Consider the following 12,206-nt stretch of genomic DNA (forward strand, 5'->3'; position numbering starts at 1 on the left):
AGTACCAAGAACCACTTCCTTTTTTTAATCGTCAATCTTATCTCATACATCCTCTGATATACTTGATTTTCTAAGAGGTTTTATTATATCAGTATTAAAAAAACTGTCTTAGAATATATCTTAGATATTAAATATTAATTACAAAAACAAATCTATAATTATATATTAAGTTCTTCTAAGATTTTTATTGCAAATCTTGCATTTGGATATGTAATAGAGCCACCACCAATTACACCTATTTTTATTGCTTCTATAATTTCAGCCTTACTTGCTTCAGAGTTTACACACCCCTCTATATGATAGCAAATGCATTCATCACAACGACTTAAAATAGAAATTGCTAATCCCATCAACTCTTTATTTTTTTTACTTATAGCTCCCTCAGAATAAGTCTTATCATCAAGACTTCCAAAGGCTCTAAAAAATTCATCTGTTTCACTTAGTTTATTATTATATAATTTTCTATATTCTTTCATTTCTTCAAGATTCATGTCTACCTCCTGCGTTCATAAATAATTTTTATAGAGTATGATATCACATCATACTTATATTTTCAATATTAAATATGAATTTATAATGCATATCCTGATTGGTAAATGACCTTAGAATATATAGTTACTGATGACTTCTTACTTTTAATGTTAATTAATTTCAGAGCTAAGATAAATATCTTAATAAGTTTTTAATTGTCTGTTTTAGCTCTGAAATATATAAGATTTAGCTAAGTTTTATAAAAATATATAACTATCCTAGTTATTTTTAGCTGAACTTTTATATATAAAATAAGAATAAATAAATGGTATCACTACAATCATAATTATTACAAAAGTATTATAAAAAGGAATATTAATAAATGCATTAATAATTAACAATATTCCACCAATAATCCAAATCCATCCAGCTAAATGATGTGTTTTATTCCAATTTTCTTCATCATTAAGAGTCCATGGTAATTTTATTCCTAATGTATAGTTTTGTTTACATTTAGGAATATAGTTTCCAATAAAGAAAATCAATATTCCTGAAAATAATCCTATATAAAAATTTGTCTCTAAAGTAATTCCTATTGAATACACAGTCATCATTACTTGCAAAATAACTGAAAGTATAGCAACTCCCCATTTTGAAAAACCTTGAAGTATTTTTGAAAATCCTATTTTCTTTGGTTCATTTTCAATTCTAAACCATGTATATAAATGAATACATAGCATTAATAATGGTACACCAAAAGCCGCTATAACTTTTGGAGCATAATTATCTGGATTTCCATAATTGTCAAAATGAATTGCAACCTGATCTGGCAATCTATTATAAAAATAAACTGATACAATAAATGGTATAAAACATACTAAAGTTGATAAAACAAATTGTTTATTTATCATTTTTTTCATTATCTTTTTCTCCCTTCTCCATAAATTGTGAAAACCAAAGCATAACTTCCTCAAAAACTGAAGTATTTATTTCATAGAAAATGAAGTTTTTATACTTGGTTTCAAATATGAGCCCTGCCTTTTTTAATTGAGATAGATGATAAGAGATTGTGGCATTTGTCATATTAAATTTTTCACTAATTTCTCCTGCTGACATCTTGTTATTCTTTAGCATAAGTAAGATTTCTCTTCTTACAGGGTCAGAAAGAGCTTTAAACGTTTCTGGAAAACCCAACAATATCACCTCTCTATTTAGAATTTCATCTAAATACAATATAGCATAATTAATTATTCATTTCAATAACTATTTAGATTTTTTTCTAAATAGTTATTGAAAATTATTATATAAATTTCTAAAACTAGCTTTAAATAAAACAATCTCAATCATAGATTGTTTTATTTAAATACTTTACTTTCAAAAAAATAAAGGACTTAGAAACAAAACTCTAAGTCCTTTTATTTTATAAACTTTCTTATATTTAAAATATAATGCGCACTATTTATGCAACATATTCATACTTTTCTCTGTATTCTCTTATGGCATCATTCCAAGCTTCTTGTACTGTTACACCTCTTTTATTAGCAATTCTCTGTGCCAGTTCAATTATTTTCATAGCTCTTCTTGATATGTTCATATATATTCCTCCTACAAATTATTATATATTTCATATACATAGATTAAAGTTATATTTTTATACTATATAACTTTTCTATTATAATATTACAATTTCCATATGTATTATATATGAACTGTATTAGAAGATAATTAGAATTTTTGTAAAATTTGTATATATTCATATTTATACAACATTAACCTCATGAAAATCTTAAAATAACATGAAATATATGTTCTCATATATACTATAATGAGCATTTAGAAACTACAAAACACTTGAAGTTTTTAATTATCAGTATCCTATAAAAAAGCCATAACTAATATAACTACAATGGTTGTAGATTTTTATATAATATATAAATAATTATAGGAATTAAAACTATCTAATTAAAACAATGTCTGGTACATTAGCTTTGTGACCATAAACAATGCCATTACTAAAAATATTGGTTTTATCATTTTTGAACCATTTTTTATTGCAACTTTAGCACCCACATAGGCCCCTATTATCATCACTAATGCAAACAATACAGCAATTTTATAATATACTTGACCATTTATCATAAATAATAATAACGAAGTTACATTGCTTGTCAAGTTTAATATTTTTGTATTTGCTGAAGCATGCAAGAAATCATATCCATATATTTTTATAAATCCGAAAGTTAGAAATGTTCCTGTTCCAGGTCCAAAAAAACCATCATAAAATCCCATTATAAATGCCATAAGCATTCCTAATCTCAAATTTTTCTTATTAATACCTTCAAATCTATCTTCTTGACCTAAATTTTTAGAAACAAAAGTATAAATTGCCACTATTAAAATCATTAATACAACTAAAACATTTAGTATATTTTCATTTATTGATAATACACATTTTACTCCTAAAATACTACCTATAATAGTAAAAGGAACTAACTTTTTTAAAAGTTCATTATTAGTTTTGCCAGATTTTGCATATCTATAAGCACTACTTATACAACCTGCTGATGCTGCAAATTTATTTGTACCAATAGCAAGATGTATTGGTACTCCAATAGCCATAAGAACAGGCATACTGATAAGCCCACCTCCACCTGCTATAGAATCTACAAAAGCAGCTATAAAGCCCCCTATACATAAAAAAGTAATTACAAACATAAAATTCCTCCATACATTCTATTTCAATCTCCTTTATAATATATACTCTATACAATTTCTTTTTAATTTTTATTGTCCAATATATTTTTTCTATATTCATTTGGAGTACTATTATTAAATTTTTTAAATATTTGTGAAAAATAACTGCTATTATTAAATCCTACTTTCTTACAAATATCTGCTATACTCATATTTCCATTTTTTAAATATTTTTTAGATTCTTCTATTCTAAGAATATTTATATACTCAGTTATTGAAATTTTATTATTTTCATTAAAAATAGAACTTAAATAATTTGGACTTATAAAAAATACATCAGATATGCTATTTAAATTTATATTTTCTTTATAATGTTTTTGTATATATTCGTTTATCTTTTCAATTAAATTTACTTTATCTTTTCTCCAAAAGTCTCTATTAATATCAATACATTCTTTAGAAAATTCAAGTAATATATTCCATAAGTCTTCATCACTACTTACAAGTGATATTTTTTTAGTATATTTATTTTTTACATAATAAATAAGATTTAAATCTTCTAAATCTCTAAGTACTGTTCTAGATAATATGAGCGTCATCTCTTGAACAATACTCTTAATATTATTATGTATTTTCTTATTTACCTCTATTAATTTACAAATACCTTCTAAATTCATATTTTTAATTTCTTTCTCAAGAGAAAATTCTAATTCATAAGGATACTCTCCACCAGCAGTATTAAGTATACTAATTTCTATAGGGCTTATAATACATTTTTCTTCTAACAGCCTAGTATTAGCCTTTTTAAGTGCATCTTCAAGCCTTATATTGTCTTTTCTATTTTTTAATATTTCCTCATCCTTTATGCTAAGTTGGTTTTCAAAGAATTTTCTTTTCGCTATTTCCTGAATAAAATCAGTTACCATTAGTAAATTTTCTTTTAATACATATAATCTACTTTTAGGATTTAATGGAATTTCACTGTAAATTTTATTTATATATTTTGTATCTATATTTGAGTTATTTGATAATATAGACAACTTTTTATCTATATCAATAGATTTATATATTATAAAATTTCCACATTCTATATACCCAATTATATTTTCTTCTAATACTATCGGTATCTCTAGACTAGAAACATCATAATCACAATTATATATTTTAGTAAAATTGTCGTTATTTATATTTTTATTAAGTTTTCTATTACAGGTTCTTATATTTTTGCAAGTAACACAAAATTTAACGTCTCCATTAGTTTCAAATATTTTTTCGTGTTTTGAATCATAAATAGATATTTTAAGCTTCAGTATATTAGATATTTGATTTGCAATATTTTCAATTATATTTATATTAACTAATTCTTGTATATTATTCTCAGAAAACATGATTGGTAATTGTTTTAAGCTCGAAAATTTATAGGGAACATAGGCGATTAATATTATCAAATCATTTTTACCAGTATTTATAATTTCATGTTCTGAATATGGTGGGCAATAGATTATTGATGATTTCTTTATATTAATCTTTCTACCATCAATTATTTGTATTCCTTCTCCTTGAATCACGTATAAAAGTTGTTCTTCACTTAAATGAAAATGTTTTTCTTGACAATTTCCTGGAAAAAATTTTACAACTCCAGCACTAAGTCTATTAGATTGTGTTTTTGATGGCTCATGTATCCATGTAACTTCTCCCCAATTAAATTTTTGCACTTCATATTTACTCGACTCACTAAAATACTCCATAAGCTCACCTCTTAGTTTTTGTCTAAATATTTTTTTATTCTTTCAAATGTCTCATTACTTATCACATGCTCTATTCTACATGCATCTTTTTCAGCTATATTGAATGAAACTCCCAATGTATTTATTAGAAATCTAGTAATTAAAATATGTTTTTCATAAATTTCTTCTGCTTTTTTTCTACCATTCTCAGTTAAAATAATTTCACCATCAAACATCATTATAATAAGACCACTTTCTTTTAAAATCCCTACAGCTCTACTTACACTTGCTTTACTATAATTTAATTCTTTTGCTATATCAATAGACTTTACAACTCCATTTTTCTTCTCCAAAATCAATATTGTCTCTAAATAATTTTCTCTTGATTCATACATTTCTACTTCCCCCAAGCAATAATAATTCAATTCTAATATTTTTATCATACTAATTAAAAAAGTATAACTGTATGTTTTAACATCATAATCTAGATTGTTCATATATAATAAAAAAATACTCACTTTTACACTTATAAGTATTTTTATCACTTACATTAATATATCTTATCATAATTTTCTTTTTTATTACATAGAGAAATATCATATAAAATAAAACCCATTTTAGATTTTGATATATAATGTAAAAATCATTAAAAACGAGACTTTACATAAATAGATAGACAACATAGTTGAAAAACCTTCATAAAATCAGGTATAAATGACAGGAATACTAATTCATTTTCTACACACTATTTTAATTATTATCAACCCATTAATTCTAAGAAGTTAATATCAAAAACTAGTATCCTTTTTCTATATTTACTTATCCTCAATAGAAATAGTTATAAAAAGAGCACAAGAAATTATTTCTTAACTGCCTTTTTTTCATTTAGATAAGCTACTTTTTCATCTATTTGCTCCATACAATGTTCCAACACATGTATTTTATTTTGAATATTCTGTTTATATTGCTCAAATAGGCAAATTCTTTTATCTATTGTGTCATCTCCCATATCACAGAAATGAAAACATTCATATATATTCTTTATAGATAAACCTGACTTTTTAAGTTCTGTAATAAATATCAAGCGTTCTACATCCTTTTCTGAAAAGTAACGAACACCGCTTGGTTTTCTATTGATGGGAAGTAGTAAACCTTTTTCTTCATAAAAACGGATTGCTGATGGAGAAATTTCAGTTATTTTTGATACCTCAGTCATGGAATATTGCATGTTCTTTACCTCCCTAAACTTTTAAATGAATAATAACATTATAAAAATTCCTTTCATAATAGTCAATCAGTATTCAATAAAAAATATTGACTTCAAGTTAGGTTGAAGTTGTATAGTTTGAAGTGTAAAAATCAATTTGTAAAAGAAAGGATGATATAAATGGAAAAATATGCAACTATGATTAAAGAAAATTTAAATGCAGGAAAAGTACTTTGTGGGATTGCAGTTTCACTGTCTGATTCAGCTGTAAGTGAATTAGTAGGATTATCTGGATATGATTTTGTATGGATTGAGGGAGAACATGGAGCTTTAGACCGTAAAGACATTCAGCAACATATGATAGCAGCACATGCTGGTGGTGCTGCTTCTTTGGTTAGATTGGGAAATAGTGACCCTACTCTTGTTAGAGTATAATGGATATGGGAACAGATATTATAGGCTTTCCATTTATTAATACAGTACAAGACGCACAAAAAGCAGTATCAGTTTGTACCTATCCACCAAAAGGCATAAGAGGATGCAACCCTCAACGTGCTTCGTATTATGAACGTATGAATTATTTAAACTATATTAAAAATGCAGATAAAGAAACATTGAAAATGATGTTAATTGAACAAAAATCAGGCTATGACAATCTTGAAGAGATAGTACAGGTTGATGGTTATATTTCTTGTACAATAAATGGAGCACATTATTACTCCTTTTCCTTACATTTTTCTACAACACTTATTAAAACTTTCATAAGATTAAATAGCTCAGATTATTCAGTTTATACTTAATAAACATACTGCCAGATAACAAATAAAAAATCGTTATCTGGCAGTACTGAATATATATTGAAGTCAAAATATTAAATATTTTATCTTTTATAAAATATTCATTACATATATCATGCTATTAATATTTTTTAGTGTTATGTATACTAATATTATCATTAGTTTTTAAAAATTAGATTTTTATAGCATACAAATTTATTCAGCCAACATTTTACCTAATTCAATACAATTAGCCTCTGCCTCTCCATCTGGATCTTCCATTGCTGTGATTCCTTCACCACCTATAATTGTAGCACCAGCATTTTGCATACGTTCTTCCCAATCTCTCATCCATTCACAATTTCCCCAACCATATGAACCAAATAATCCAATCTGTTTACCTGATACCATTGCTTCTAATTCTGATACAAATGGTTCCATATAACCTTCTTCCAATTGTTCTGCTCCCATAGATGGGCAACCTAGTGCAAATTTATTTTCTCCTTTTAAATCGCTTGGTTTCAATAAACTTACATCTAAAACCTCTGCTATTTTACCTTTTGACTTTACACCTTCAGCTACAAAATTTGCCATTTTTTCAGTATTTCCTGTTCCACTCCAATAAACAATATATATTTTATTCATTTTTACCTCCTACGATATTTTTAATCATTCTTTTAGTTAGCTATAGCTAACTAGAATTTAAAAAATAAAAGATTTCTTTATTTGAAATCTCTTTATTTTTTCTAAATATATAATATCATGCACAGTTTTAAAAATCAATACTTATTGATAATATTTCTCATTAAATAATTTTTATCATTTATTTCGTAAATATATAGTCCTTATCTTTCATTAGCAAACAAAGATTATCTTTTAGTATTTCCCTTATATTTATAAAGATTTAAATATAAGTAACCATTTCCTTGTTCTGTTCTAGGCAAACCAAGTGCTCTTGTACACTTTATCAACTGTGCATACAACTCAGCTTCATCAAAATTTCGTTCAAACTCTTCTCTTGCCCACTCTTTAATCAATGCCATTGAACCTGTTACATAGGGTGCACTCATACTAGTACCACTCATAATAGCAAGTTTATTATCCATATAAGTGGATAAAATATTTCTTCCTGGTGCAACTAAATCTATTGTACTATTTGAATTGCTAAATTTCTCAACTAAATAATTTTCATTTATTGCACCTACTTCTATTACTTCAGGATAACTTGCTGGATAACTATATTCACTTGTACTAGAATCCCCATCTCCATTATTACCAGCTGCACACACTACAGGAATATTATTTTTTACTGCTTGTAAAACAGCATTTTTTAGATTTTTATCATCTTTATTCCCTCCTAGAGACATAGATATAATATCTACCTTACTACTTACAGCAAAGTTGATAGCATTAATTATACTCTGATATGTCCCAATACCATCTTTATTTAATGCTTTTGCTATTAATAATTTACAATCTGGTGCTACTCCCATAACTTCATTATTATAATTAGATGCTGCTATAATGCCTGCTACATGTGTTCCATGTCCATTAAAATCCTCATATATATTTTTATTTCCATTACTATCATCACTGAAATTTGCACCTCCAATGATTTTTCCTTTTAATAGAGGGTGAGATGTATCGCAACCTGTATCTATTATACCAACTACAACATTTTTACCAGTGTAACCCTCTTCCCACATTCCTTTAGCATTCATTTGTTTTATACCATATGGAAATTTATTCTTTGTTCCTCTTAAATTTTCATTTATCTCATATGGAATTAACTTCATTTTTTTATTCATAATGTATCCCCCTAAAAATTTTATTGCATATAAAAAATTATAAACAAGTTAAAGTGATAAACTATAAATTAAATTATTAATTTATAGTTACATGCTTATACTCATCTATTTATATTTATGATATGTTTTTTATTTTTAGGAGTCATATTTTATTGTCTACAAAATAAAATTTATATGTTATATCAAAATAAAGATTTGCTTACATATACAGATTTACTTTTATAGATACTTTACCTTTTTGTAGAACATAAAATATTTTATACATTTAAAACAATAAAATAGGATATCTTATTTATAGTAAAAACTTTTTAAGATATCCTGTTAGTATTTAATATTCTCTACTTTTTTAATATATTTACTATTTCAAAACTGCCCCTGTATTTGCTGATGTAACCAGCTTAGCATATCTACTTAAATATCCATGCTTTATTTTTGGTTCTAAAGGCTTAAATTTTGATTTTCTATTTTCTATTTCTACTTCACTTACTTTTAGTTCTAATTTTTTATCTGGTATATTTATAGAAATTATATCTCCTTCTTCAACTATTCCTATTAAACCACCTTCCATAGCTTCTGGAGAAATATGTCCTATAGATGCCCCTCTGGTAGCTCCTGAAAAACGCCCATCAGTAAGAAGTGCTACATGCTTATCAAGCCCCATTCCCGCAACTGCTGATGTGGGAGATAACATTTCTTTCATTCCTGGCCCTCCTTTTGGACCTTCATATCTTATAACTATAACATCACCTTTGTTTATTTTTTTGTCAAATATAGCACTAACAGCTTCTTCTTCTGAATTAAAAACTCTTGCTGGACCTTCATGAATCAACATTTCCTCTGCTACTGCTGATTTTTTTACAACTGCTCCATTTACAGCAAGATTACCTCTTAAAATTGCTAGGCCACCTTGACTGCTATATGTATTTTCTAATGTATGTATTACTTCTTCATTCTTTATCTCACAATTTTTTATGTTTTCTCCTATAGACTCGCCTGTTACTGTTTTACAATCTAAATTTATTCCTTTTATCTTTGAAAGTTCATTCATTATAGCTGGTATTCCTCCTGCCATATGTAAATCTTCGATATGATGCTTACCACTTGGACTTAATTTTGTTAAACAAGGAGTTTTTTCACTTATTTCATCAAATAAATCTAAATTAAGTTCTATTCCTGCTTCATAGGCTATTGCAGGTAAATGAAGCACTGTATTTGTAGAACCAGCCATTGCCATATCTACAGTTATTGCATTTTTAAAAGCGTCTATTGTCAAAATATCTCTAGGCTTTATATTATTCTTAAGAAGTTCCATAACATACATACCTGCATATTTTGCTATTCTTTTTCTTTCTCCTGAATGTGAAGCAGCAGTACCATTATATGGAATACCCATACCTAGTGCCTCTGTTAAACAATTCATACTATTAGCTGTAAAAAGCCCAGAGCATGAACCACATCCAGGACAAGAATTCATTGCCAACACTTCTAGCTCTTCTTCACTCATTGTCCCATCCTTACAAGCGCCAACACCTTCCATTGCAGAGTTAAAGTCATATACTTTTCCATTTGCTTTTCCTGGAAGCATAGGACCTCCACTTACAACAACACTTGGTATATTAAGTCTTGCAGCCGCCATTAACATTCCTGGGACTATTTTATCACAATTAGGTATAAGTACTAAAGCATCAAAACCATGTGCCATTGCCATTGCCTCTATAGAATCGGCTATTAATTCTCTTGAAGCAAGTGAATAATTCATTCCAACATGCCCCATAGCTATACCATCACAAACTCCTATAGCCGGAAATTCTAATGGTAATCCACCACTCATTCTCACTCCATTTTTTGCTGCTTCTGCTATTTCATCAAGATGAAGATGACCAGGAATCACTTCATTTTGTGCATTTACTATACCTATTAATGGTCTTTCAATTTCTTCTCTAGTAAGACCCATTCCATACATTAATGCTCTCTTTGGAGCTCCCTCTATTCCTTTTTTTATATCGCTTCTCATGGTATTACCTCTTTCTTATATTTTAAAAATTTTCATAATATTATTATAATATATTTTTATATCAATTAATTACAAAAAACCCAAAAAATATTAAAAGATATTAATATAAAAATATTACTATTTTATATTAATATCTTATACAAATAAATTAAATAGTTATTCTCTCTTAGATATACTAGTTGGAGAAATCTTTTTTGCCAATATTAAAGATGTTATTATTAATAAAAACAACAACACTATAGAAATTATAAAAGAAGGATTAGTGATATCAATAGCTTTATCTCCTATATTTAAGAACACTAATGTTCCTGGTAAAATACCAATAAGTGTTGCAAACATATAGCTACTAAATCTTATATTAGTAAGCCCTGCTCCATAGTTTATAAGATTATATGGAGTAATTGGTATCAATCTTAATACAAATATAATAAAAAATCCTCTCTTCTCATCTGCCTCCATAAAAAGTTTCCATAAAGATGGTGATAATTTATTTTTTAAAAACTTAGTTATGGCATCCTTAGCTAATACCTTTGCCATCATAAACATAATTGCACTATTAACACCTGCACCTATTATCGTATAAAGTGTCCCTTTCCACAATCCAAATGCTAATCCTCCAGCCAATGCTAATACTGGAACTGGGAAAAAAGTAATTGGCAAAATTGAGAAAATCAATATATATACAAAGGGTGCATAGTTTCCATATGATTGCACATATTGACGTATTTGCTCTGCTGTAATACCCCTAAAAAATGCATAATAAATGAGTATAAAAATAACAATGATAAGTGCTGTAACAATTCCTTTCAAATTCCTTTTTATAATAAATATCATCCTTTCTATGTGTATTTATTGTATATCTCTATTATTTATCTTCTTTTTTAAGTTTCAATAAATAACCCTTTATTTATATTCTATCTAAATAACTTCTTCATGACTTTTTAAAATTTCATCAAAGTTAATAATCCTACATCAAAAATTAAAATAAGATTTTTAATATTAGTTAATTCAGATTCTATATGATTTAGACTTATTAGATGAAAGTTAATAGTAATCACTTCTTATGATATTATCTCTTTATCAGATTTTCAAGTTTCAATAATATCATTATAATACATTTTTATATTAACTAATTACAAAAAATCTAAAAGATATCAATAAATTACACAATTAAACTAAATAATTATTTTTTATTGTATTCTTTAGAAAATATGAGCTTTATTATTTCATGCATTAATAAATATTGATTTTTTAATAAATAAAAAACATTCCCATTAAGAGAATGTTTTTAGGTATATAAGTATATTAGAAATACACTGCTATTTGTATTCTATCAACAATATTTTTTGGAGAATATAAGTCTAAAATATCTTCATATATTCATATATAAATCCATAAACCTTCATAAAATAATTATTTTCTAAAATTCCATATTTTTAACTGCATATCACATAATAGCATAGTTTTGTAAAGTTGAACCATTATACATATCTTATCTAATAAAGCACA

At 26.5% G+C, this 12,206-nt stretch carries 14 protein-coding genes; 2 read left to right on the top strand and 12 right to left on the bottom strand.

Features of this window, described 5'->3' with window-relative positions; translation table 11 throughout:
- Positions 1–158 precede the first annotated feature (158 nt).
- The 8 genes from IC218_RS05205 to IC218_RS05235 all read right to left on the bottom strand — a co-directional run bounded on the left by IC218_RS05205 (position 159) and on the right by IC218_RS05235 (position 6,120).
- Positions 159–491: a carboxymuconolactone decarboxylase family protein gene (locus IC218_RS05205; protein ID WP_227435101.1), complete on the bottom strand. Its 333-nt coding sequence runs from the start codon at positions 489–491 to the stop codon at positions 159–161.
- Between the two features lie 258 nt (positions 492–749).
- Positions 750–1,391, bottom strand: coding sequence for an SdpI family protein (locus IC218_RS05210; RefSeq protein ID WP_227823968.1), 642 nt, complete (start codon positions 1,389–1,391; stop codon positions 750–752).
- On the bottom strand, positions 1,372–1,665 hold the full coding sequence (locus tag IC218_RS05215; protein WP_227435096.1) for an autorepressor SdpR family transcription factor: 294 nt from the start codon (positions 1,663–1,665) through the stop codon (positions 1,372–1,374). The genes IC218_RS05210 and IC218_RS05215 overlap by 20 nt, the downstream gene beginning before the upstream one ends.
- Before the next feature lie 265 nt (positions 1,666–1,930).
- Positions 1,931–2,065 carry a hypothetical protein gene (locus IC218_RS21835; RefSeq protein WP_255612865.1) on the bottom strand — a complete coding sequence of 45 codons (135 nt, stop codon included), beginning with the start codon at positions 2,063–2,065 and terminating at the stop codon, positions 1,931–1,933.
- Positions 2,066–2,433: 368 nt separating this feature from the next.
- Entirely contained in the window at positions 2,434–3,186 is a 753-nt protein-coding gene (locus tag IC218_RS05220) for a sulfite exporter TauE/SafE family protein (protein WP_227435094.1), read from the bottom strand.
- Between the two features lie 62 nt (positions 3,187–3,248).
- Positions 3,249–4,913 carry a helix-turn-helix domain-containing protein gene (locus IC218_RS05225; RefSeq protein ID WP_227823969.1) on the bottom strand — a complete coding sequence of 555 codons (1,665 nt, stop codon included), beginning with the start codon at positions 4,911–4,913 and terminating at the stop codon, positions 3,249–3,251.
- Between the two features lie 11 nt (positions 4,914–4,924).
- Positions 4,925–5,287, bottom strand: coding sequence for a metal-dependent transcriptional regulator (locus IC218_RS05230; RefSeq protein ID WP_227823970.1), 363 nt, complete (start codon positions 5,285–5,287; stop codon positions 4,925–4,927).
- 464 nt (positions 5,288–5,751) lie between these two features.
- Positions 5,752–6,120 carry a MerR family transcriptional regulator gene (locus tag IC218_RS05235; protein ID WP_227823971.1) on the bottom strand — a complete coding sequence of 123 codons (369 nt, stop codon included), beginning with the start codon at positions 6,118–6,120 and terminating at the stop codon, positions 5,752–5,754.
- A 159-nt stretch (positions 6,121–6,279) separates the two neighbouring features.
- Here IC218_RS05235 and IC218_RS05240 point away from each other — a divergent pair, with 159 nt between their 5' ends.
- Entirely contained in the window at positions 6,280–6,534 is a 255-nt protein-coding gene (locus tag IC218_RS05240; RefSeq protein ID WP_227823972.1) for a hypothetical protein, read from the top strand.
- 5 nt (positions 6,535–6,539) lie between these two features.
- The gene (locus tag IC218_RS05245; RefSeq protein ID WP_227823973.1) at positions 6,540–6,899 is read left to right on the top strand and encodes an aldolase/citrate lyase family protein; all 360 of its coding nucleotides are present in this window, start codon (positions 6,540–6,542) and stop codon (positions 6,897–6,899) included.
- 192 nt (positions 6,900–7,091) lie between these two features.
- Here the strand turns inward: IC218_RS05245 and IC218_RS05250 are convergent, their stop codons facing one another.
- The 4 genes from IC218_RS05250 to IC218_RS05265 form a co-directional block, all read right to left on the bottom strand.
- Positions 7,092–7,520, bottom strand: coding sequence for a flavodoxin (locus tag IC218_RS05250; protein ID WP_227435085.1), 429 nt, complete (start codon positions 7,518–7,520; stop codon positions 7,092–7,094).
- A gap of 224 nt (positions 7,521–7,744) precedes the next feature.
- On the bottom strand, positions 7,745–8,683 hold the full coding sequence (locus IC218_RS05255; protein WP_227435084.1) for a S8 family peptidase: 939 nt from the start codon (positions 8,681–8,683) through the stop codon (positions 7,745–7,747).
- Positions 8,684–9,041: 358 nt separating this feature from the next.
- The gene (ilvD, locus tag IC218_RS05260) at positions 9,042–10,697 is read right to left on the bottom strand and encodes a dihydroxy-acid dehydratase (protein WP_227823974.1); all 1,656 of its coding nucleotides are present in this window, start codon (positions 10,695–10,697) and stop codon (positions 9,042–9,044) included.
- 156 nt (positions 10,698–10,853) lie between these two features.
- Positions 10,854–11,507, bottom strand: a complete 654-nt coding sequence (locus tag IC218_RS05265) for a TVP38/TMEM64 family protein (RefSeq protein WP_227482611.1) — start codon at positions 11,505–11,507, stop codon at positions 10,854–10,856.
- Positions 11,508–12,206 lie beyond the last annotated feature (699 nt).

This window comes from Clostridioides sp. ES-S-0005-03 (assembly GCF_020658455.1).
Lineage (GTDB): Bacteria > Bacillota > Clostridia > Peptostreptococcales > Peptostreptococcaceae > Clostridioides.

Bases quoted from the DNA above. Each gene is read 5' to 3' on its own strand.
- IC218_RS05205 (WP_227435101.1), bottom strand. From the start codon at position 491: ATGAATCTTGAAGAAATGAAAGAATATAGAAAATTATATAATAATAAA.
- IC218_RS05210 (WP_227823968.1), bottom strand. From the start codon at position 1,391: ATGAAAAAAATGATAAATAAACAATTTGTTTTATCAACTTTAGTATGT.
- IC218_RS21835 (WP_255612865.1), bottom strand. From the start codon at position 2,065: ATGAACATATCAAGAAGAGCTATGAAAATAATTGAACTGGCACAGAGA.
- IC218_RS05220 (WP_227435094.1), bottom strand. From the start codon at position 3,186: ATGTTTGTAATTACTTTTTTATGTATAGGGGGCTTTATAGCTGCTTTT.
- IC218_RS05225 (WP_227823969.1), bottom strand. From the start codon at position 4,913: ATGGAGTATTTTAGTGAGTCGAGTAAATATGAAGTGCAAAAATTTAAT.
- IC218_RS05230 (WP_227823970.1), bottom strand. From the start codon at position 5,287: ATGTATGAATCAAGAGAAAATTATTTAGAGACAATATTGATTTTGGAG.
- IC218_RS05235 (WP_227823971.1), bottom strand. From the start codon at position 6,120: ATGCAATATTCCATGACTGAGGTATCAAAAATAACTGAAATTTCTCCA.
- IC218_RS05240 (WP_227823972.1), top strand. From the start codon at position 6,280: ATGGAAAAATATGCAACTATGATTAAAGAAAATTTAAATGCAGGAAAA.
- IC218_RS05245 (WP_227823973.1), top strand. From the start codon at position 6,540: ATGGGAACAGATATTATAGGCTTTCCATTTATTAATACAGTACAAGAC.
- IC218_RS05250 (WP_227435085.1), bottom strand. From the start codon at position 7,520: ATGAATAAAATATATATTGTTTATTGGAGTGGAACAGGAAATACTGAA.
- IC218_RS05255 (WP_227435084.1), bottom strand. From the start codon at position 8,683: ATGAATAAAAAAATGAAGTTAATTCCATATGAGATAAATGAAAATTTA.
- ilvD (WP_227823974.1), bottom strand. From the start codon at position 10,697: ATGAGAAGCGATATAAAAAAAGGAATAGAGGGAGCTCCAAAGAGAGCA.